The following is a 22,017-nucleotide window of genomic DNA, read 5'->3' on the forward strand; positions in this document are numbered from 1 at the left end:
CTGATTAAAAAACTTTACGTAAATATACTAACTAGTTCCGACTTTTCTCCGACCTTTTCCGACCGTCAAACTTGATACTTGGCAGTAGTTCCAGCTTGTCAAAGCGCTTGGTAGATTTACCTTTTTAGTAAGTGAATAAAATGCAGAATTTGCGATCGCGCTTTCTAATACAAGTTAATCATGATACACATAAATTATGTAGAGACGTTGCATTGCAACGTCTCTACTGTTTCACAGCGAAGTCCATTACCAATTACCTAATAATCTCGCCTAAACAAACCAAATACAGGGCCGAGAATTATCCCAAACACAAAACCACCAATGTGCGCCCAATAAGCAACTCCCCCTGATTCCACACTCATGTTAGCTGCGGCTTGTAAACTAGCAAGACCAGAAATGACGTTTTGGATAAAGAAAATCCCAATAATTACCAACGCTGGCACACTAATTGTAGTGACAAAAAAACCCAAGAAAATTAAAGTTGTTACCCTAGCTTGCGGAAACCGAATCAAGTACGCACCCAAAACTCCAGAAATTGCCCCACTAGCACCTAAAGAAGGAATAGTAGAATACATACCAATAGCCCATTGACACAAAGCAGCTAAAGCACCACAAGCCAAATAAAAAATCAAATATTTGAAATGCCCCAAGCGTTCTTCGATATTGTTACCAAAAACCCAAAGAAACACCATATTTGATATCAAATGCCACCAACCGCCGTGTAAAAACTGTGAGGTAAATAAGGTCATCCATTCCCCAGCTAAATTGGTGGTTAACTCTTGTGGTACTACTGCATACTGACTGAAAAATAAATTTAACTGTCCATTAGACAAACTCAGTTCATGCAGAAACACTAAAACGTTCATCCCAATTAAACCGTAAGTGAAATACGGGGTGATTCGCGTCGGATTTTCGTCGTAGAGGGGAAACACAGGTGTTTTTCCTAATCATTGATAACTGCAATATAGCTTGAATAGCCAGCAGTTGTTGAGCGTAAGTAATTCGACTCAATATAACCAACACAACCATCTTGACTATGATTCTTTGTGTCTCTGTGCCTTTGTGGTTTAAAAAGTGACTTTATTTACCACAAAGTCACAGAGAGATAAAGCAAAATTACCAAACCTCTAAAGCAAAGAAACAACACTAGAAACGACAGAATTTGTTTCAGGTATATTTAACTGCCAATTTGCAGAAGTAAAAGTACTTGGCTCACATCTCATCTGTTTAATATTAGCCAGTATGAGTTCATCTCGTTGATACCAAACAGCAAATATTTGTTCTCTACCATCCGCCAATGTTTCTGGGTCAATTTGATAAACTTCACCCACTCGTTTTAGTTTCAACCCCAACAGATTTAACAATCGGCTGAGAATTTTAATTGCGGTAATTTTTTCCTTACCCCGAACAAAGCCAATTCCCAGCACTCTTTTAATATGCTTATTATGTTGAAAAACTACATCTTTTAACCAGATTAGCTCAGATTCATACTCGGTAAACTTACGTCCTATTTCCAGAAACTGAAGCATTCCTAATGCTCTCATGGCTTCAACTTTCAACGTATAGGTTTTTAAATCTGGGAGAAAGACTTTACCATTACCCCATGATAGTTGCTGCTGCCATTCTTGTTGGTCTCTAACTTGAAAATATTCACTTTCGTGAGTGAGATAGTAGTGAATCAACAATTGACTATAGTATCCTTGATCATCCTTTAACTTTAATTGCGGTGTTACCGGGATACCATATCTTTGCCGCAAATTATATTTCTGGATTTGCTCACGTTCTGCATCAGTGAGAGAATGTTTAGCTGATAACTGCTCATATTCCACACAGTTAATATCTTGAGCATTTGCCACATTGCTAGCTGCTGAGAGTTGATTTTGCTGTTTAATCTTTTTAATTTGTCGTTTAATTTCTTTACCTTTTTGGCGCTTTTCTGTCCAATCTTTCTGGACTTTGACAATTTCCAGGATTAATCTCTGCCGATTGGCTAAATCATGAGGATCAGTGGCTAAAAATGCTAACCGTAAATCTCGCACAATATTATTGTGAATTGCATTACTCCGTAACCAAACTTGATGTCCATCAGCAGTTAATCCATCTTGCATTGATTGACGGTAAAGACGAATGGAAGAATTGACTCTCGCTGATAGTTTTGCCCAAGTTCGTAAATGTACAGGATCATAAACTAAGGGTAAATCTACATCGATTTTATGTAATGGACTCAACAATGCTAGGTTTTCTTTTTGATTTTCTTGATACCAGTCAGATAGTGAACGATAATTGGTGCTACCACTAGCAATTAAGCCAATTCCCCGTTTAGCACACCAGACAATACGCGGTACATTATCTCTAACTCTTGCTAATGCTTGGCGCGCTTCTGAATCAGGGATTACTCCTTGGAAAATACCATAAACACGGTCAAAATGTTGCACATCAATACTAATACCTGTTCCTAAGCTGGGAGTGACAAACACATGATCGTATTCTGTAATTTTCTGGTTGATTGCTGCAACAAAATCAACGGCTGCGTGACCAGGTGTGTTTGTTGTTTGACTATTCACAACTAAGGCTTTGGGAAATTGATAACGAAGTTTTTCTAAACGCTCTTTGAGATAACGTTCAATTGTTTCGCAGCTATAACGTCCAGCCCGGCTATCAGTTGTGACATAACATTTGCGTCCAGCTAATAAATCCAATTCTAGTTGCTGAATCAGAGGAATAGGGTTAGGAGAGTCGTAAAAAGTTACTTCCCAACCGCGCTGTGGTTTCCATTGATTTACAACTATCCAAGGGGTTAATTTACACTTGGCTAAACCTTGTAAATATTCCAAAGATACATCAGATAAATCAGCATCTTGAGCAATTATTAAACCACCAGTTGATAAAACCGTAGAGATTAATTGTTGGAAGCATTTTAAAATTTTAACCCGTTTGTGTTTACAGGTATTGCTATTGAGTAGATGCCATAAAGATTGCTCTACTTCATCTAAAATAATTATGGCTCCTTGCCATTCTTCTGGTTTTAACTTCCAGATGGAATCAACACATAAACCTAAAGATTGGGAACTGAATGATTCTGTCTCTAGGGTGATTTTTGGCATTTCATTTTGAATAAATCCCCATTTAATCCCAATCTTTTCACATAAAAAACGTCCGAGTTGGATTCTGTGAGTAATTAGTAATACAGGTCTATTAATATTATTGGCTTGGTGAATAACTGTTTGTAATGCTGTCGTTTTTCCTGTACCTTTAGCTGATTTTACTCCCACTAAACCAGAAGTAGGAAAAGCTATTTCTCCTAAAAATGGGCGATTGATTGTCAGTGTTGCGGGAATAGTCAATTCAGTATGAGGTTTAAGTTGAGCTAGGTAAATTTCTAAATCAACACTTTGGCGATAAACTTTTTCAAAAACGCTTGCACCTTTAGCAACTATTAACTCATCAACACCTTTTTCTATTCCTGGTAATTCGATAACTTTGACACCGCATTTCTTGTTTTGTAATAAACAACCAAGCTGAGTAATCGCATTACTAATAGCCGCAACTTTTTTCGGTTGCGTTTCATAATCAAAACAAATATAAAAATTCCTTTGCATAGCCGTAAATGCAGCCAAATCAGGAATTAGTTGACGACTGGTAACTTTGCCAAATTTATCTTTGACAACTCGATAGCCACTGGTAATTCCAGGAATGGCGATCGCTGCATATCCTTGTGTCAAGAGTGTAGCTGCTTTTTTGGCTCCCTCACAAATAATCACGGGTATGTTGCGTTCCATCACCCATTGCCAAAAACCCTCAGCTTCTCCTTGGGGATTAATAGTGATATTTTCAGGTAAGGCTAGGCTGTAGCGTCGGGAGACTTGCTGCCAAATTTCCAGTGTCACCCGTAAGCAAAATATCCGCGTTGGTGTGCTGGGGGGATGTTCATATTTGATAGCCTTGCCATTCTCATTAGTCCGGGGTTGGTTGGGCTTGAAACAACCCCATTCCATTGATTGCCAATTCTGCAAAGGATCTAGTCCAGAACACCACCAACCGCCTGCTATGACATGGCTATAGCGTTGTAACCAACCACTTTTCACCATACCAGTGTTGGTACGAGGTAAGTGTTCAGAAATTAACAGATATTCGTATGCAGTTCCGCCTTGGAAGGACTGAAAGTTGAGATGAGTCAAGTGTAAATCGATACCACTACTCTTGACTAATTCTTCCAGGTGCTGTGGGTGTAAATCGTGCAGATGCATGGGGCGAACCACGAATTGGTTGGGTTGGACTTAAAACTTAGCACGCCTCAGCTAGTTTTTTTTGGAAAAAATTATAAGGGTTAGGTAATACTTTTATACTAAGTTCTGCGAAATACAACGGTAGAAATCGCATTAACCTATTTGGTAGCAATTTGTTGCTCAACCAATAAGCCTGTATTGTAATATTTATGCAGTATTAATTTTTATTGTTCAGTAATTTTTCTATGTTTAAATCTTTAACACAAGTTTCTCATATTTGTCAAATAGGAATTTAGTAAGAATTAACGACGGCGTTAATTCTTCGATTGATGAGTCTTATTGTAGAGACGCAATATAATACAATACGGTTCAGTTAAGCAGAAAAGTAGGTTGGGTTGAGCGACAGCGAAACCCAACAAAGTCTTGATACCGTTGGGTTTCATTCTTCAACCCAACCTACACCAGTTGTATTTTTTAGCCTTAACTGAACCGTATTGCAATATAATATGTTTGCATCCCTACAAAAATTTTTAAGCGTGTAAAAGCAAATTGAATAAGAATTCAGAAGTCAGAATACCCTACGGGAAGCAAGCTACAGGAGTCAGAATCAAGACGGTAAATAAAAACCTAATCTTCTAATTGTTGGCTTGGTACTTCCACGGCTGTGACATCAATGGTTCCTTCTGGAGCAAAGCGGTGAAAATGACCTTTTTGTGCTGTGAGTGTCTCGCCGCAATTAGGACACTGTAACTGACTATTATTTAAACCAGTAAATTCATAACTGCACACAGGACATTGATCAGTAACTAAGTTACGTTCTAACCACCAGCGAAACCCAAAAAAAGCCACAACAGGTGCTAGTAGTAACAGTCCAAACAGAATCAACAACGAATTCACCAACCAGCCTAAACCCAAGGAAGCTAGCAACCATGCAAATGCTAGTAGTGTCAGCCAAGGACGAAAGTTTAAAAGATTTGCTTGAGAATTGTTAAAACTCATTTTCAATATTTTCTTGCTCTCCTTCTAGGATAGCGATTTTAGGCAATGGTCATTGGTGGAAAATTGGGGTGATGGGCTATTGATGCTGGATTAAAGACAAAAGTTGATTTCTCAAGGCGTTCATCCCGAACAGAGCGATCGCCTGTTCTCTTAGCCACTCACCATCACATCGGAGATCATCTCCTTGGAGAATTTCTAAACAAGCTGCTGCTACAGCTTCTGGGTTGCGGTGTGGTACTCGCCACCCTAGCTTACCATCTTGCAAGGGGTCGGCTGAACCATCATCATCACCAGATAAGACGGGAACGCCACAAGCCATTGCTTCTAGATAAACAATACCAAAACCTTCTTGGGAAGGCATAATGTAGGCATCAGCTAGGCGGTAGTGATCAACTAACTGTTCAGTAGGAACAAACCCAGCAAAGACAACGCGATCGCTCACACCTAAGTCTTGAGCTAGTTGGGCTAATCGCGGTTGGTCATCACCACGACCAATTACTAAATATTTTACTTCGGGAAATGCTTGAGCAATTTTCGGCAAGGCACGAATTGTGACATCGACACCTTTATAAATATCACCTGACCATAATCGCGCCACGGTCATTAAAACTTTAGCATCCGTTAAGCCGTACTTAGCAACTAATTCTGGTTGTTTCGTTCCTGGTGTAAATTTATCTCCGTCAATGGCGCAAGGTAACATTTTCACCTTATGAGGATCTATACCATTGACAGCACAAGCGCGATCGCGGCTGTAGCGGCTAATTGTCCAAATTTCCTCTGCACTAGCTAAAGCACGGCGTTCTCTGTCTTTGAGTGGTTCCCAAAACTCTTTACCATAAGTCAGGATAGTGTAGGGAATGCCTAACGGTTGACACAGTGTTTGGACAAGTGCTGCTAAATTAATATGTCCACAAAAAACCCGTTGTGGTCGTTTTTGCAAGAGAAACTTTAATAACACTCCAGCAATTTTGATTCTGCCAATTTGGGGTGATGGGTGATGAAAGTAATGGAATTTTAAATTCTCAGATGCAAAATGATTACAGTATTCAGGACTATCTCGTAATAACAATACTTCTGCTTGATAGTCTTGATTCAATTCCCCATATGCACGAAAAATATCCTTAACATAGGACTGAATTCCTCCTTCCCGTGCAAAAACTTCTAAGAACACGAAGACATGGTTAGCTGATTCACGAGAAGTTTTACTGAGACTTATTTTTGATTCTATTGTATCAATTTGCATTGAGGTTTGGATATTTTTAAGCGTAAAGTTACTGACAATTGAGTTAAAGTATCAGCCAACAATAATTTTGCTTAATTTTAGCAAAGTAATAAGTAAAACTCTTATGCTAACTCCACTATTATAAGTATTATTTTTTATACATATAGGCATCCGCTTTGATTACTAAACTGATTTGCGTAGTCAGGCAATAGGCAATAGGCAATAGTTTTAAACCAATATTCATTACCCAGCAATGCACTGAGCCAGTCGAAGTGTCGCACAGAATTTATACTGAATTCTGGCGACTGACTCCTGTATTCTGTTCAATAAAACCAATTTCAGGAATTAGCATACGGACTAGCGCCTAGCCTCTAGTATTGATATTCGTCGGCATATTTAACGATCACCAGACAGTTTCTACTATCTTCGCTGCGCTCGTAGATAACACGATCAGCTAAACGTCGCAGGAGAAACCAGCCATAACCTCCTACTTGTAAAGTACCTGGTTCTGGTTCAGCGATCGCATCAGGATTAAAAGGGTTACCATAATCCCAAATCCTCAATTCTATCTTGTTTGCCCACAGACTAACTTCTATGTCTATGGTTGTTTCCGGGGGTAAAGCACGATGGGCGTGACGGACTGCATTGGTAAAGCCCTCTGCTAATGCTAAGTTGAGGCGATAAAGTTGAGTCTCTGACCAGCCAAGTTGAGACAGGTATCGCAGGCAAAACTCCTCAAACCATTGTTGTACTTGGTTTAGTAGCTTTAGTTCGCTCTTAACCGTGAGATGGTCGTGCTGCATTATGCCAAGCATTGACCGTGGTTTTCATGTAATTATGAGTAAGACTTTATGTAATCTATATGTTTCTATTTTAGATTTTGGATGAGTTTTTGTATCCAAAATTAAAAATATTTGCGACTATTTACATCATTAAAATTGACACCTGCTTCTTGGTTGCAAAAGTACATATCTCATAGAGATGAACGACTATTTTTGCCGTAGATGCCCAGAGGGCATCTTGTCATCAGACATCATAACTTTAGATACGCACTTTTGAAACCCACAGGTGTCAAAAAGCTGATTGGTGACTAGCTAACTTAGAACAAGCCTAAAGTCAAAGATTTGTCTAATGGTAAAGCAGCACCAATACCTAACCAGAGAGTTACTAAAGTGCCAAATAAGAACACTGTGGTAGCAACTGGACGGCGGAAGGGGTTTTGGAACTTATTAACATTCTCCAAAAAGGGAACGAGAATTAGTCCCAGGGGTACAGCAGCCATTGCTAAAACTCCCAACAGTTTGTTAGGAAGCGATCGCAAAATTTGGAATACTGGGTACAAGTACCACTCTGGCAAGATTTCCAGGGGGGTAGCAAAAGGATTTGCTGGTTCACCTGACATTGCCGGGTCTAGCACAGCTAGAGCCACAATACAAGCAAAGGAACCCATAATTACAACTGGGAATACATACAGCAAATCGTTAGGCCAAGCTGGTTCACCATAGTAATTGTGACCCATGCCTTTGGCCAGTTTGGCTCTTAAAAGAGGATCGCTCAGATCGGGTTTTTTCTGTGTTGCCATTTTTTAATGCGCTCTCCTACTTAGAAATTCAGTTCCAGCCTAGATGAAACCGAAAACACTGATGTTTTTGGTAGCTGTCTTGAGGCTGTCTACAACTTTCAGTATCCAGATACTAGTGATTTGGACTTATGAGTTTTAATTGCTGATTTTTCCTCAGTTTAAAACAAACAGGTCGCTCTGAACACTGAATCATTGTTTCATTGTGGCTGATGAAATTACAAAGGCCCAGAAATGCCTTGTTTGCGGATCATCAAGAAGTGGAACAGCATGAATACTGCAATCAACCAAGGCAGGACAAAGGTGTGAGCGCTGTAGTAGCGAGTCAGGGTTGCTTGACCAACACTAGAACCACCACGTAGCAGGTCGGAGATGAGTACGCCGACTACCGGAATTGCTTCTGGTACACCGCTAACAATTTTCACAGCCCAGTAGCCTACTTGATCCCAAGGTAGAGAATAGCCTGTAACTCCGAAGGAAACGGTAATGACAGCGAGGATTACACCACTCACCCAGGTCAATTCGCGGGGCTTTTTAAAACCACCAGTCAAGTAGACGCGGAAGACGTGCAGGATCATCATCAACACCATCATGCTGGCAGACCAGCGATGGATAGAACGAATCAGCCAACCGAAGTTTACTTCGTTCATGATGTATTGAACAGAAGAGTAAGCTTCAGCCACTGTTGGCTTGTAATAGAACGTCATGGCGAATCCAGTGGCGAACTGGATGAGAAAGCAAGTTAGGGTAATGCCACCCAAGCAGTAGAAAATGTTGACGTGGGGAGGTACGTACTTGCTTGTGACATCCTCGGCGATCGCCTGGATCTCTAAACGTTCCTCAAACCAGTCGTAAACGTTGGCCATACAATCTCAAGTTCCTAAAAATCGGTTGCGGTTGCTTCAATCTCCCAATTTGCAGTTTTGGGATTTTCTTTTAAGAGGATTTGGGTTGTTTGCTACTTCTCTAGCCAATGCTCAGAGTTTTCACAAACTTAACACTCTGTAAATATGGAATATATTGCGTTCTCTTTGCAAGCCAACCCTATTGTTGGGTACAAAGTAGATCATATCCTTTGTGAAGGGGTGTATTCACATCAGTTGCTCTAACAACTTGATGAGAAGAATGCACCACTTCTATAAAAAAAGTAACATAGTCGAGAGATAGATTTCATTAATCAGGACTGAACTGGGCAATTCTAGGCAATTTGGGTTGAGGTGGAATTAAAAATGGGGTTCATGCAAAAACAAGTTTTTCGGCTGGGATTTTCATTATTGCTGGTTTTGAGTTTGGCGTTGGGGATATTTACCCAACCTGCAACTGCATTGACAGATGAACAAAAATTAGTTTCAGAAGTATGGCGAATTGTCAATCGCAGTTATCTGGATGAGACATTTAATCATCAAAACTGGGCTGCTGTCAGGCAGAAGGCACTAGAAAAGCCATTCACAGACCAAAAAGCGGCATATGTGGCAATTCAGAATATGCTCAAGTCCTTAGATGACCCTTTTACTAGGTTTTTAGACCCAGAGCAATACCGCAGTTTACAGGTCAATACTTCTGGAGAACTGACGGGAGTGGGTTTACAAATTGCCCTCAATCCCCAGACTGGAATACTAGAAGTAATATCTCCCATTACAGGTTCCCCGGCAGAGAAGGCGGGTATGAGACCACGCGATCGCATTCTCAAAATCCAAGGCATTGCCACAACCAACTTAACCCTAGATGAAGCCGCCGCTAGAATGCGCGGGCCAATAGGTAGTTTGGTGACGCTGTTAATTGAACGAGACGGAGAGGGGGAAAAGGAAGTGAGAGTAGTGCGCGATCGCATTGCTCTAAATCCTGTAGTGGCAGAGTTACGCTCTTCTCCACAGGGTCAACCTTTCGGCTATCTTCGCCTCACACAATTTAATGCCAACGCCGCAATGGAATTAGCACACGCTATTTCTAGTCTAGAAAAAAAAGGGGCTAATGCCTACATTCTAGATTTGCGAAATAATCCCGGTGGCTTACTACAAGCAGGAATTGAAATTGCGCGGTTGTGGTTAGACTCTGGTACTATTGTTTACACTGTTAATCGCCAAGGTATTCAGGGTAGTTTTGCCGCTTCTGGTTCAGCCTTGACTGATGATCCATTGGTAGTTTTAGTCAATCAAGGAACTGCCAGTGCTAGCGAAATTTTAGCCGGCGCTCTCCAAGATAATGGTCGCGCTCAATTAGTCGGGGAAACCACTTTTGGCAAGGGTTTAATTCAGTCCTTATTTGAACTATCTGATGGTTCCGGACTGGCAGTCACCATTGCTAAATATGAAACTCCTCAACACCGAGATATTAACAAGTTGGGCATCAAACCAGATACAGTCGTTGCCCAGCAAATACTCACCCGCGATCAAGTTGCCACAGAAGCAGATTTACAATATCAAGCTGCATTGAATATTTTGAGTCAAGATTCTGTGGTGGCAAGAATGGGGAATGGGGAATAGGTAATGGGGAATGGGGAATGGGGAATGGGTAATAGGCAATAGGTAATTCTGGCTTCTAATACCAATTCTCTAAAAGTTCGCAATAGATTCAAATTCTGGAAACTACACACAATCTAGATTTCTTAATTACGTAGCTTGCTTCTCGCCTTTGGCGAGAATTACGAATTACGAATTACGAATTACGAATTGCTACTTTAAGTGGGTAGATGCAACACCTTTATAGCTATAGAAATTAGGGTGAGGAAAGTTAAAAAACCGATTGTATCTAGCATTGTGGTGACTAGGGGGCCACTTACTAGAGCAGGATCTAGTTTTAAACGCTTTAAAGCCATTGGCAGCAAAGTCCCCAGTGTCACAGCCACCATGGTGTTAGTTGCCATGACTACCCCAGCAATCAACGCTACCCATCTTTCCTGGGGTCTAGCCCAAATCAATGACAGGGCAAACATTGTCAGGGCTAGCACTACAGCCGTACCTAAGCCGGCAAAAATTTCTTTGCGGAGAATTTTGATTGTGTCTTTGGGTGTGACTTCGCCTATACCCAAACCACGAATGGTGACTGTTAATGCTTGAATGCCGACTGTGCCGCCTGTATTAGAAAATATGGGCATAATTACGGCTAAAACAGGCACTGCCGCAATAATTGATTGAAAGGGGGCGATCGCACTAGCTGCACCAATGTATAAACACATGATGCCCAATAACCACGGTAAACGCTTACGGATTGTCAGTTGGGGAGGAGATAAGGCAGCTTCATCACCACTCACACCGGCTAACCGTTGAATGTCTTCCGTGGCTTCTTCTTCTAAAATATCGACTACATCATCAATGGTAATAATACCGACTAATCGCTCCTCCCGATCTACTACAGGGATAGCAATTAAGTCATAGCGCTTCATGATTTGCGCGACTTCTTCTTGTGAGGTATCAGTTTTGACTTTGATAACGCGATCGCTAGCGATATCTCGAATCAGCACTTCCGGAAAGGTAAACAATAACTGACGCAAGGAAACAACTCGTACTAGTTTGCGGTTATCGTCTGTGACGTAAGCGTAGTAAATTGTTTCTTTGTCTTCATCCTGACGGCGAATCTTGCTAAGTGCTTCGCCGACTGTCAACCCTTCCCGCAACCGCACATATTCGGTAGTCATTACCCTCCCGGCTGTACCTTCGGGATAACCGAGAATGGTGGCGGTGGCTTGTCTTTGTTCAGGACTTAGTTCTCGTAATATGCGCTTAATTACCCCAGCAGGCAGTTCATCAAATAGTTCTGCTCGTTCATCAGGACTCATTGCCTCCATCAGTTGTACTACTTGGGTATCGTGGAGAGAGTTGATGAGTTCTTCCTGAATCTCTGTTGGCAAATATTCAAATACATCAATTGCCTGAGCTTTGTTGAGTAAACGAAAGGCGATCGCTCGCTGTTTCTCAGGTAGTTGTGCAATATATTCTCCCACATCCACTGGCGGCAGTCGATTCAAATCACATTTGAGCTGATTCAAGTCAGCAACATCTACCAGTGAATTGCGGATTTCCTGTGTGAGCATGATTATACCTCCTATTGTCTCCCCCGCGCTGGGAGACAAGCTCGCAAACTCAGGGGAGGATTGTACTACCGTCTGGTGGACTTTTGTCCATAAAATCTCAAAAATTGAACTCGATATTAAATCAGGGTGTTGTCAAGCCTTCATCCTAGCTCGGAATGTTGTGTTCCGATAGGTCTTGGAAAAACCTGTGTAAAACTTTATTAGTGTTCTGCACTAGTCTAGCTATCTACCGCCTTAATCTACTAGTGTAAATTTTACTACTGTTACGAACTGTGTCAAGTAAATCTAAAGAAGTTAAGTGAGGTAAAACAAATTTTTTTCAACGCAGTTAAAATGCTGCAAAAAATTGTAGTGGCGTGACAAGGGTAAATTTGTGCAATAGTAGGGTGCGTTGTTGCGTACTCCTTCGGAGAACCCGCAGGGTAGTGCAACGCACCGCTAATGAGATTAAGAAGGTGCGTTACTTCGTTAACGCACCCTACTGGCGTGACAAGGCTTTGGGAAACCCAACATCAGATCCATACTAGGTTTTTGAGATCCATGTTGGGTTGCGCTGCGCTTAACCCAACCTACACCTATCGCCACATTTAAAGCTTGCCACGCCACTACCTTAATATTTACTAATAAAAATATTCTCGGCTAAACCATTTCTAACTCTAACTGATGACTATTGAGAAAGTCATGGGTAAAATGATCTACTACATTAGTATTGGCGAGTTCTAAATTATAGAAATCTACAAACTCATGTTCAAAATAAGGCCCGGCGTGCCAAGTACCCTCATTTAATTTAATAAAGCAATCTCCACGAATTCTAAAGGCAGCAATTTCTTCTAATACTGGTGTGTTTAAATCATTATGAGGTGGACAAACTGCTATTAACCAATCTTTCCCTTCCAGAGAACCTAAACATTGAGTACATTGCATATGGCGAGTGATTTTATGAAACTTCCGCCCCCGCTTTTGTAGTCGCATGATATAGAAACGGGGAGTACCATTTTGTAGATTTAATTGGGCATCTTCCCCATCAAAAGCTTTACCATCGACACTAGCAAAAATCACCTGTCCATAACGCTGGAAATTTTCTGGTGTTATCCATTGTGCTGGTAATTGTTGAACGGTTTGTGATGTACTCATATAAAAATAAACTATGCTAAAGCTATTTCCCTATCCCCTATCCCCTATTACCTATTACCTATTACGCTTGTAAGGCTTTAAACCATCTATTAACGACTGAATTGATAGTTTGTTTAATTTGATGCTTGCGATGCCATTTTTGGAAAGCAATTTCATACTCTTCGCCTTTGGTTTGGAAAGTATTCCAAATATCCAGACCTAATGCTAACCCACAGAATAATAGTATGTATAGCGACCAAGAAAGCGTACCACCACCAATAAAATCTGCCAGTATTAAAAAGCTATTAATAATGGCATATTTACCGAAACGCTTTTTAAATTTGGTGATGCGGTGGGTGTTAAATGCTTGTCTTTGTTGGATTTCGTGGTGTTGCGATCGCCAATCTTTCTCAGCCAATTTAAGCGTATCAGGTGAGATATCTAACTCAGTAGCAATTTCTAAAATTTGCTCGTAACTAAACTCCTTATCTTGATCATCAGCTTGTCGGGCGATCGCTAGCTGTAAAATTCGCTGTACATCTTCTTGGCTATAGAGATTGGTGCTTTTAGTTTCAAAGTCTGCCATAATTGCTATCTCTTAAAATTTTCACCCGCTAACTGTGTCACAGTTTAGCTACAACCATAACTACTGCAATAATCCTACATTAGCAAATCTCAACAAGAATTTTGAATTATGGCAACTGCTAAGTAAATTAGGATATGGAAGGAGACAAGGAGACAAGGAAAGGGACAAAGGGACAATCTGAGTACCATATCCTATACCCCACACCCCAGTCCCTATTCTCTAGCAGTGAAAAGGATAGACTCAATGGTTGAAGATAACGGTTCCATTCGCACTTTATCAATTGATATTGGTGGTAGTGGTGTCAAAGCTTTAGTATTAGATATTACAGGTAGTCCCATTACAGAACGCGCTCGTGTCGATACACCGCATCCAGCGACACCAGAGGTTGTCATTAATGCAATTATGGTGATAGCATCTGCCCAAGGTGAATTTCATCGTGTTTCTGTGGGTTTTCCTGGTGTAGTGCGTTGTGGAGTTACAGAAACAGCCGTTAATTTACATTCAGATTGGATTGGGTTTGATTTAGAAACAGCATTGTCACAACGATTAAACAAACCTGTGAGGGTGATTAATGATGCAGATATGCAGGGCTTTGGGGCAATTAAAGGTAAAGGAGTAGAGTTGGTCATTACCTTGGGTACGGGGTTTGGTTCGGCTTTGTTTGTGGATGGGAAGTTAGTACCAAACATGGAAATGGGACATCATTTGTTTCGCAAGAAAGAAACCTACGAACAACAATTAGGACGTGCAGCCTTAGAAACCATTGGCCAGAAGCGATGGAATCGTCGTTTAGAGAGAGCGATCGCTGCTTTACAAAGGTTATTTAATTATGATTACCTCTACATAGGTGGTGGTGAAGCTGTCAGGGTAAATCTTCAGTTACCTTTAAATGTCAAACTTATTCCTAACATCAGTGGTTTGTTAGGTGGTATTGCTTTATGGCGTAATGAAAAAAGGTAATTGAAGAAGAATTCAGCACCCAGGAGTCAGAAGTCAGAATCAATCAGGGTTTAGGAATATTAGCTTACTCATCAAATATGAGAATTTGAACTATTCTGACTCCTGTATTCTGACGGATGTATCCTTACATAAATTTTTCCCGCTTCAATTTGAAAAAATTTAGCCGTAGCAAAATTAACTCCCAAAAAATCAAAGGGATGGGTAAGACACCCATCCCACAAAAATATGATCATCATCTTGTAAATCTGCAAAACCTATACTTTAGAAGTAAAGTGTTTTGAGAAAGTTTTTTGAGGCAATAGCAGAAGTTTTGCTATTGATTTATATGGAAAAAAATGGTTAGAAGATGACTGGAAAATCCCACAAACCAATTACGGGTAAAAATGTCTCACCTGTTCCCGACCAACTTTTTGAATATGTGGTGACAGCACTAATATTTCCTTCAGACTGGCTATTACTGCCGTTAGCATCAGAAGTTGATGAACCTTGCAAATCTACTGTTTTATTGGAGTAATAGCTGCTGTTAACTTGATACTCACTTCCACCAGATACGATTTGTTGTTGTACTTCAGACAAGTCGATAAGCAATTTGTTAGTCATAGTAAAAAACTTCATTTTGTTAGTTGATGACGTAGTTGATTTCTCTGTTTTTGTTGTTTTGTGAATCAACCTTGCCTTTAATTAATACAATATCGATTTTTCATACACTAATCACTTCCATTTTCAGTAAAGATGATTGCTGAATTAGGAAAATTTTATTACCTATTTAAGAAATTTCAACTACACAAAAATCCTGGACATAGAGAATATGTGCAAAAAATTGTAAGTTAGGTTGAGGAACGTAGGCGTAAGCCTTCTCGCAGAGTAACCCAACATTCTTAGGACTTTGTTGGGTTTTGCTATCGCTCAACCCAACCTACTTTTCCTGGGGAAACGTTATGACGAAACCCAACATGATGTTTAGGAATCCGCCTTGAAAATTGCAACCCCTCTTCCCATGTAGGGAAAAGGGGCTAAGTTTGTGACGCTTTAATATTAGACATCTGGTAGAAATTAATTCTGCGTTGCTCGAAATCCTTGTAGAGACGTTGCAGTGCAACGTCTCTACATTCATTTTCCCCAGATGTCTATTACTGGAATGCTAATTTTTCACAGTTTGAGATTTAGCTTCTAAATTTTCTAGGCGACTTTTGAGTTCTTGGTTTTGTTGTTTGAGTTGGTCAAATTCCTCGCGCAATTTTCGCAGGGCTGTCTCTGTGCCAATATTTTTTTGCACATTGCCTAATTCTTCTTCAGCATACCGCCGCACCCGCCCATCGGCTGTTTGGTCAGCTAGCGATCGCAATACGCCTATAGCTTTGGGTGTCTCCATTTGCCCTAATGAGGCGACAACAGCCATTTGGGTTAAAAAGAAGCTTTCTTTGGCGAGTTCTTTTAAGCGTTCGATAATTCGTTCTAAATTAGTGGGACTTTGACCGACAGAAATCTTCCCTAAAGCACGAATTGTGGCTAAACGCAATGGTTGTGGTACACCAAGTTTGGTATATTCCAGCAACAAATCTAAGGCTACTTCGGAAGTTTTGAGTTCGGCTAAACCACCAATCGCCCCACTACGGACAACTTCATTCCAACCTTTTCTCTCTGCCAAAACAGATTCTAGAAGCTTAATCGCCTTTTCGGTTTTGGATTTGTCATCAAAGTTATTAGCAGCGATCGCACCTAAAGCCCGACAAGCGCTAGCCTCTACATAGTAGCTAGCATCGCCATCTTTAACTACAGCTTTGACAGCTTTATAGCTAGCCTGGGTTTTAATTTTCGCCAGTGATTCTACCACAGCCCGCCTTACATAGGCATTTTTATCTGCCAAGCCAGCAACTAAGCCATCAAAAGCTTGGTCTAATTTGACTTCGGCTAATTGTTTAGCTACTTCCACTCGCACACCCCAAAATGGCTCATTTTGCAAGGATGCGGCTAAGGCTTTAGTGGCTTCCAATCCGCCTTTTTTCGCTAAAGCGATCGCTGCATAAATCCGGGAAATGGGGTCAGGATCAGATACTAACTGTGCTTTTAATTCTGGGATGGGATACTCTAAAGAGACGGTTTTTAACCAGTGATTACCCACATCAAAGCTGACAAAATCTGGCTTATCTGCCAGTGGGAAGTAAAAACTTTGTTCTTTCTCATGTACCCGCACAGTGAAAGTTTGTAGTTTTGCGGCTTCTCCTGATGGGGTGTAACCAAAACCAATGGGAATTCTCAGGTCGAATAAATCTTCTTGAGTTTGGGTGAGAGTCACCTTGGCTAACTTCGCTTCGCCATCCCAAGAGTAAGCGACTTTAAAATCAGGATGACCACCACGATAAACATATTGGTCAAATAAGAACGATAGGTTCCTGCCTGTAGCCTTTTCAATTGCCCGTAGTAAGTCTATCGTTTCTACAGTGGTGTGAGCATGATCTTGCACAAAGGTTTGGATAGCTTGCCAAAATAACTCCTCTCCCAACTCTGCCCGAATCATGTGATAAACACAAGACCCCTTTTCATAGGTATGGCGATCGTACAGTTCAATGGCTTCGCGGTAAACATGAGTTACCATTGGGCGACGATAACGACCGCTATCTTCACCCAAATAACTACGGGCTTCCAATAAGCGATAGTATGCGGCTTCTGGTTGGCTATATTCCTGTTCTGTCCACATCACCTCAGAATAAGAAGCCATCCCCTCCTTAATCCAAGCATGAGACCAATGCTTAATCACCAGTAAATCCCCAAACCATTGATGGGCTAGTTCGTGAACTACTAAACTTTCCGTGTTGCGGTTATCTAAAGCAGCTCGTTCATCCAGCAAGCATCTATCTGTTAATAGAGTAGTAGAAGTATTTTCCATCCCCCCAAAGATAAAGTCACTGACGCAAACTTGCGCGTATTTAGGGAAAGCATAGGGATAACCATACTTTTCGCTCAAAAATTCGATCATGCGGGGAGTTTTGCCCATGCTGCGTTTAGCATCTTTCTCCCGTCCCTTATCTACATAGTAAGTAACTGGCTTACCCCGCCATTCGTCTCGAATTTCAGCAAAATCGGCTACAGCTAAAGTCATCAAATAGGTAGGATGAACCTGTTGCTGTAACCAATGATAGATTTTGCGATCGCCCTCTTCTTGAGTCTCAATCAGTTCCCCGTTAGAAATCGCTACCAAGTTTTTCGGGACACGGACACGAATCTCGGAAGTTGATAGTTGTCCAGGATAGTCAAAGCAGGGAAACCAGAAACGAGAATCTTCATCTTCGCCTTGAGTCCAGACTTGCACAGGCTTATCAGGATAGTGTGAGTCTGGTTGAATAAAGTAGAGACCACGTTGGGGTTTCTCTACGGCGTAGGCGATCGCAATTACTATTTTTTCACCAATTTGGGTTGGTTGAGACAATTGGATCACCAGTTGTTCGCCATCATAGTCAAAGTTTTGCGCTACTTCATTTACTTTGACAGATTGAATATTTAAGTTAACAGCATCCAAAGTTAAACGGTCAATACCATTGCGGATAGGCGATAAGCGAATGCTACAACTACCTTGGTAACTTTGGTGAGGGATATCCAAATCCAAATCAAGAAAAATATGTTCTACCTGGCCTGGGCGATCGGGGTTATAGTGAGGTCTAGCTCCCGGTAGCTCAAATGATCTATGTCCGTTATTATCGTGAGCGAAAGAATAAGAGTGTGGCATTGAGATGACTACGTTTTTAATTGGGAAAATTTTAACTGAGTATATTTTTCAAAAATAGCGCTATTTGGTAGATTTCCCAAATTTGGTCAATGGTCAATAGTCAATGGTCAATAGTCATTGGTCAATAGTCAGCACGCTCTCACTCCCTCACGCTCTCACTCTCTCACTCAGCACCGGCTGCATCGCCCCGCTACCGCTAACAGCACTCAGCACTCCCTCACTCCCTCACTCAGCACTCTCTCATACCAATTCACAAAAATCCTGATACGTATAGCTTACTCGTTGGGTATTGTCCGCCCACCGTTTTAACGGTGGTCTCATAGCTTAAGTCCATTAAAATGGACTCTGATATTCAGTCCTCTTGAGAGGACTTTAGCTATGAGACAGGGATTTACAATCCCTGACGGACTGACGGACTCACTCAGCACTCTCTCATACCAATTCACAAAAATCCTGATACATATAGCTTACTCGTTGGGTATTGTCCGCCCACCGTTAAAACGGTGGTCTCATAGCTTAAGTCCATTAAAATGGACTCTGATATTCAGTCCTCTTGAGAGGACTTTAGCTATGAGACAGGGATTTACAATCCCTGACGGACTGACGGACTCACTCAGCACTCTCTCATACCAATTCACAAAAATCCTGATACATATAGCTTACTCGTTGGGTATTGTCCGCCCACCGTTAAAACGGTGGTCTCATAGCTTAAGTCCATTAAAATGGACTCTGATATTCAGTCCTCTTGAGAGGACTTTAGCTATGAGACAGGGATTTACAATCCCTGACGGACTGACAGACTCACGTATTTGTATCATTATTAAAGTGAAATGGTATCACTCTCTCACTCAGCACTCAGCACAGGCTGAACGCCCCGCTACCGCTAACAGCACTCTCTCACTCATTTACGGATTCGCCCTGATTGCTTTTGAAGTATTTTTTAGAGTACTTTTCTACTGATCGTCAGTAAATTGATAATTTTTACCTTTAAATCCCGAAAAAACCGTAGATATTGGTGATAATTCCGAAAACTCAACAGTGACGTTTTCACAAGCCTTGGTGACAATTTAAGCAAAAGAGGAAACTAAACAATGCCTGAAACTAAATCGAAGATTTTAATTCCTGCTATTGGTGCAGCTGTCGTTGTAGCCGGCAGTGTGGCTGCTTATATGTATCTGAAAGGGCCGAGTGGAGATAGTGCCGGGGCAGTTAGTAGTGCTAAATTAGTACCGTCTACTGCCATTATGGCTACTTACATTACTACTGACCCACAAGCTTGGGCAAAGTTACAGCAATTTGGCACTCCTGAAGCACAAAAGTTAGTTGCTAAAAGCTTGGAAGATTTTAATAAGGATATGTTAAATGACAGTAACATTTCTTATGAAAAAGATATCAAGCCCTGGATTGGTGGTGTGATGGTGGCTGTGCTACCTCCGAGTCCGACAAAACCAGCTCAGTTTAATGCACCAGCACCGGGAACCAACGCACCAGTACCCACACGCCAGGAAGCGCCAGTGTTAATGGTCATTGGCATTAAGGATAAAATTAGTGCTTTGAATTTTGCCAATAAATTAAAGGGGCAGAAAAACGTCAAATCTCAAGAAACTGATTATAAAGGTGAAAAAATCACCGAAACCAAGGAAGGAGAAGGACAGCCCACCTACAGTGCTGTCTTAAATAATAGTTATTTAGTATTGTCACCAGAAAAACCCAATGTAGAAAAAGCCATTGATACCTTTAAAGGTGAGCCATCTTTTGCCAGTAAAGCTGGGGCTAGCAATATTCTCAACAAAGGTGTCGATGTTAAAAACTCTCTAGCGCAAATCTATGTTCCCGATTATGCGGGGATGGTACAACAACTGGCAGCTAGTAATCCCCAAGCGACGCAGTTAACACCACAAGCCCTAAAACAACTACAACAAGTTAAATCTTTAGTAGCAGGAATAGGGGTTGATGATGCAGGTATTCGTTTAAAAGCGATCGCTAATTTAGATCCTGAATTGAATAAATTTCAATATCAAACCTCTCCATCTAAAATTCTCGCACAATTTCCCGCCGAGACTTTTGCCCTGATTAGTGGTCAAGGAATCAGCAGTGGTTGGTCAACTGTTGTGGAACAATCAAAAGACTACCCAGAATTTAAGCAAGCTTTAGAACAGGTACGCGGACAATTACAACTAGTCAATATCGACCTGGATAAGGAAGTTTTTGGCTGGATGAATGGGGAGTTTGCGCTGGGTGCGATACCATCTAACCAAGGTATATTAGCTAGTGTTGGTTTTGGTGGGGCTTGGGTACTAGATACAAGCGATCGCAAAACCGCAGAAGCCACCCTCACTAAACTCGATACCTTAGCCAAAACCCAACAAATTAATATCACACAGAAAAAGATTGGTGATAAAGATATCACTGAATGGCAAATTCCCCAACAAGGAGCATTATTAGCCCACGGTTGGTTAGATCAAGATACTGTATTTCTAGCCATTGGTGGCCCCATTGCCGATATATTGGCAAACAACAAAGCTCAATCTTTAGATAACAGTGATAGTTTTAAAGCTATTACAGGTTCTTTACAAAAACCCAATGGTGGTTACTTCTACTTAGATATGGACAAAACCATGTCTATTGTTAACACTCTGGCGGCTCGCTCTCAACCCATCCCCCCAGAAGCCAATGCTATCCTCAGTTCCATCCGTGGTTTAGGCGTTACCGCCAATAGCCCCGATAAATCTAACAGTCAATTGGAGATGTTGTTAGCACTTAAGCCTAGTAGTAAGTAGGGAATAGGCAATAGGCAATAGGGAATAGGGGAAAGTGTATCGCTTTGGGGACTTCCAGAAAATAAAATATTCAATGGATAAGTATGATCATGGGATTTTTCCTCCCCTGCTTCCCCTGCTTCCCCTGCTCCCCCTGCCTCCCCTGTCCCCTATCCCCTCTCAATCCGAGCTTCTATTGTCTCGGTAAGTCTATCCAAGGCATCTGTGAGGCGTTCTTGGGCTAAAAGTTGTGGTTCTGGTGGTGGGGTTTCTTCGGTGACTTCTTCTTGGCGCTTGAATCTTTGTAAAGCGCGGATGGCTAAAAATAAGATGAGAGCAATGATGAGAAAGTCAACGATGGAACCAAAAAATTTACCAAGAGCTATCCCTGGCCCTACTGTGATTGTGCGCCAGTCTTTGCCACTTACCGCAACTAAGGGGTTAATGAGTGGCATGATCACATCTTCGACGAAGGAGGAGATAATTTTACCAAAAGCAGTACCGATGATGACAGCGATCGCTAAGTCAACAACGTTACCTTTAAGGGCAAATTCTTGAAAATCTCTGAGAAATCCTGTAGCTCTTCTTCTGACTCTGGTCATATTCAATTATTTAAAAGTTAAGTTTGCACCTATCCTTTTTAGATACCACTTTTCTTGTTGCCATCTCTGTTGAGATAGATTTCTTCAAGATGGCTATTCTAATTCCAGCATTTCCAAAATCAGAAAATCTTAAGTAGGGTGTGTAGAAGCGATCGCTCTTCAGTTTCAGGAAACTTTATTGTTCATTAACTAGGGTGGTTGGGAATCTTAAGAAGTA

At 41.2% G+C, this 22,017-nt stretch carries 16 protein-coding genes; 3 read left to right on the top strand and 13 right to left on the bottom strand.

Annotated elements, in window-relative coordinates; all coding sequences use genetic code 11:
• Positions 1-257 precede the first annotated feature (257 nt).
• From FD725_RS23670 to petB, 7 genes are all read right to left on the bottom strand, one after another.
• Complete coding sequence (locus FD725_RS23670; RefSeq protein ID WP_179050413.1) at positions 258-932, bottom strand: rhomboid family intramembrane serine protease; 675 nt, start codon at positions 930-932, stop codon at positions 258-260.
• A 195-nt stretch (positions 933-1,127) separates the two neighbouring features.
• Complete coding sequence (locus tag FD725_RS23675; RefSeq protein WP_179051664.1) at positions 1,128-4,247, bottom strand: plasmid replication protein, CyRepA1 family; 3,120 nt, start codon at positions 4,245-4,247, stop codon at positions 1,128-1,130.
• 606 nt (positions 4,248-4,853) lie between these two features.
• Positions 4,854-5,225, bottom strand: coding sequence for a hypothetical protein (locus FD725_RS23680; protein WP_179050414.1), 372 nt, complete (start codon positions 5,223-5,225; stop codon positions 4,854-4,856).
• Positions 5,226-5,301: 76 nt separating this feature from the next.
• Complete coding sequence (locus FD725_RS23685; RefSeq protein WP_179050415.1) at positions 5,302-6,468, bottom strand: glycosyltransferase; 1,167 nt, start codon at positions 6,466-6,468, stop codon at positions 5,302-5,304.
• A 350-nt stretch (positions 6,469-6,818) separates the two neighbouring features.
• The gene (locus tag FD725_RS23690; RefSeq protein WP_179050416.1) at positions 6,819-7,262 is read right to left on the bottom strand and encodes an anti-sigma regulatory factor; all 444 of its coding nucleotides are present in this window, start codon (positions 7,260-7,262) and stop codon (positions 6,819-6,821) included.
• 284 nt (positions 7,263-7,546) lie between these two features.
• Positions 7,547-8,029, bottom strand: a complete 483-nt coding sequence (petD, locus tag FD725_RS23695) for a cytochrome b6-f complex subunit IV (protein WP_179050417.1) — start codon at positions 8,027-8,029, stop codon at positions 7,547-7,549.
• A gap of 215 nt (positions 8,030-8,244) precedes the next feature.
• A complete protein-coding gene (gene petB, locus FD725_RS23700) occupies positions 8,245-8,892 on the bottom strand; it encodes a cytochrome b6 (RefSeq protein ID WP_179050418.1) in 648 nt (215 codons plus the stop codon).
• 363 nt (positions 8,893-9,255) lie between these two features.
• On the opposite strand from petB, the gene ctpA reads away from it, so the two are divergent.
• Positions 9,256-10,509: a carboxyl-terminal processing protease CtpA gene (ctpA, locus tag FD725_RS23705; protein ID WP_179050419.1), complete on the top strand. Its 1,254-nt coding sequence runs from the start codon at positions 9,256-9,258 to the stop codon at positions 10,507-10,509.
• Between the two features lie 194 nt (positions 10,510-10,703).
• Here ctpA and mgtE read toward each other — a convergent pair whose 3' ends face one another.
• The 3 genes from mgtE to FD725_RS23720 form a co-directional block, all read right to left on the bottom strand.
• Positions 10,704-12,056, bottom strand: a complete 1,353-nt coding sequence (mgtE, locus tag FD725_RS23710) for a magnesium transporter (RefSeq protein WP_179050420.1) — start codon at positions 12,054-12,056, stop codon at positions 10,704-10,706.
• Between the two features lie 639 nt (positions 12,057-12,695).
• Positions 12,696-13,190 (bottom strand): ureidoglycolate lyase, encoded by a 495-nt coding sequence (locus tag FD725_RS23715; RefSeq protein WP_179050421.1) that lies wholly within the window; start codon positions 13,188-13,190, stop codon positions 12,696-12,698.
• Positions 13,191-13,251: 61 nt separating this feature from the next.
• Positions 13,252-13,755 (bottom strand): 2TM domain-containing protein, encoded by a 504-nt coding sequence (locus tag FD725_RS23720; protein ID WP_179050422.1) that lies wholly within the window; start codon positions 13,753-13,755, stop codon positions 13,252-13,254.
• Positions 13,756-13,998: 243 nt separating this feature from the next.
• Between FD725_RS23720 and FD725_RS23725 the strand changes: the two genes are divergently transcribed.
• The gene (locus FD725_RS23725) at positions 13,999-14,715 is read left to right on the top strand and encodes an ROK family protein (RefSeq protein WP_179050423.1); all 717 of its coding nucleotides are present in this window, start codon (positions 13,999-14,001) and stop codon (positions 14,713-14,715) included.
• A gap of 339 nt (positions 14,716-15,054) precedes the next feature.
• Here FD725_RS23725 and FD725_RS23730 read toward each other — a convergent pair whose 3' ends face one another.
• Together FD725_RS23730 and FD725_RS23735 are read right to left on the bottom strand one after the other, a co-directional pair.
• The gene (locus tag FD725_RS23730) at positions 15,055-15,315 is read right to left on the bottom strand and encodes a CTB family bacteriocin (RefSeq protein WP_179050424.1); all 261 of its coding nucleotides are present in this window, start codon (positions 15,313-15,315) and stop codon (positions 15,055-15,057) included.
• A gap of 541 nt (positions 15,316-15,856) precedes the next feature.
• A complete protein-coding gene (locus tag FD725_RS23735; protein ID WP_179050425.1) occupies positions 15,857-18,439 on the bottom strand; it encodes a M1 family metallopeptidase in 2,583 nt (860 codons plus the stop codon).
• 1,091 nt (positions 18,440-19,530) lie between these two features.
• On the opposite strand from FD725_RS23735, the gene FD725_RS23740 reads away from it, so the two are divergent.
• Positions 19,531-21,219, top strand: coding sequence for a DUF3352 domain-containing protein (locus FD725_RS23740; RefSeq protein WP_179050426.1), 1,689 nt, complete (start codon positions 19,531-19,533; stop codon positions 21,217-21,219).
• A 149-nt stretch (positions 21,220-21,368) separates the two neighbouring features.
• Here FD725_RS23740 and mscL read toward each other — a convergent pair whose 3' ends face one another.
• The gene (gene mscL, locus FD725_RS23745; protein WP_179050427.1) at positions 21,369-21,800 is read right to left on the bottom strand and encodes a large conductance mechanosensitive channel protein MscL; all 432 of its coding nucleotides are present in this window, start codon (positions 21,798-21,800) and stop codon (positions 21,369-21,371) included.
• Positions 21,801-22,017 lie beyond the last annotated feature (217 nt).

Source organism: Nostoc sp. TCL26-01, assembly GCF_013393945.1.
Classification (GTDB): Bacteria; Cyanobacteriota; Cyanobacteriia; order Cyanobacteriales; family Nostocaceae; genus Trichormus.

What these genes read in the sequence shown, in the direction of transcription:
- FD725_RS23740 (WP_179050426.1), top strand. Translation starts at nt 19,531, where the DNA reads ATGCCTGAAACTAAATCGAAGATTTTAATTCCTGCTATTGGTGCAGCT.
- mscL (WP_179050427.1), bottom strand. Translation starts at nt 21,800, where the DNA reads ATGACCAGAGTCAGAAGAAGAGCTACAGGATTTCTCAGAGATTTTCAA.
- FD725_RS23715 (WP_179050421.1), bottom strand. Translation starts at nt 13,190, where the DNA reads ATGAGTACATCACAAACCGTTCAACAATTACCAGCACAATGGATAACA.
- FD725_RS23720 (WP_179050422.1), bottom strand. Translation starts at nt 13,755, where the DNA reads ATGGCAGACTTTGAAACTAAAAGCACCAATCTCTATAGCCAAGAAGAT.
- FD725_RS23735 (WP_179050425.1), bottom strand. Translation starts at nt 18,439, where the DNA reads ATGCCACACTCTTATTCTTTCGCTCACGATAATAACGGACATAGATCA.
- petD (WP_179050417.1), bottom strand. Translation starts at nt 8,029, where the DNA reads ATGGCAACACAGAAAAAACCCGATCTGAGCGATCCTCTTTTAAGAGCC.
- FD725_RS23685 (WP_179050415.1), bottom strand. Translation starts at nt 6,468, where the DNA reads ATGCAAATTGATACAATAGAATCAAAAATAAGTCTCAGTAAAACTTCT.
- ctpA (WP_179050419.1), top strand. Translation starts at nt 9,256, where the DNA reads ATGGGGTTCATGCAAAAACAAGTTTTTCGGCTGGGATTTTCATTATTG.
- FD725_RS23680 (WP_179050414.1), bottom strand. Translation starts at nt 5,225, where the DNA reads ATGAGTTTTAACAATTCTCAAGCAAATCTTTTAAACTTTCGTCCTTGG.
- FD725_RS23725 (WP_179050423.1), top strand. Translation starts at nt 13,999, where the DNA reads ATGGTTGAAGATAACGGTTCCATTCGCACTTTATCAATTGATATTGGT.
- FD725_RS23730 (WP_179050424.1), bottom strand. Translation starts at nt 15,315, where the DNA reads ATGACTAACAAATTGCTTATCGACTTGTCTGAAGTACAACAACAAATC.
- FD725_RS23675 (WP_179051664.1), bottom strand. Translation starts at nt 4,247, where the DNA reads ATGCATCTGCACGATTTACACCCACAGCACCTGGAAGAATTAGTCAAG.
- petB (WP_179050418.1), bottom strand. Translation starts at nt 8,892, where the DNA reads ATGGCCAACGTTTACGACTGGTTTGAGGAACGTTTAGAGATCCAGGCG.
- mgtE (WP_179050420.1), bottom strand. Translation starts at nt 12,056, where the DNA reads ATGCTCACACAGGAAATCCGCAATTCACTGGTAGATGTTGCTGACTTG.
- FD725_RS23690 (WP_179050416.1), bottom strand. Translation starts at nt 7,262, where the DNA reads ATGCTTGGCATAATGCAGCACGACCATCTCACGGTTAAGAGCGAACTA.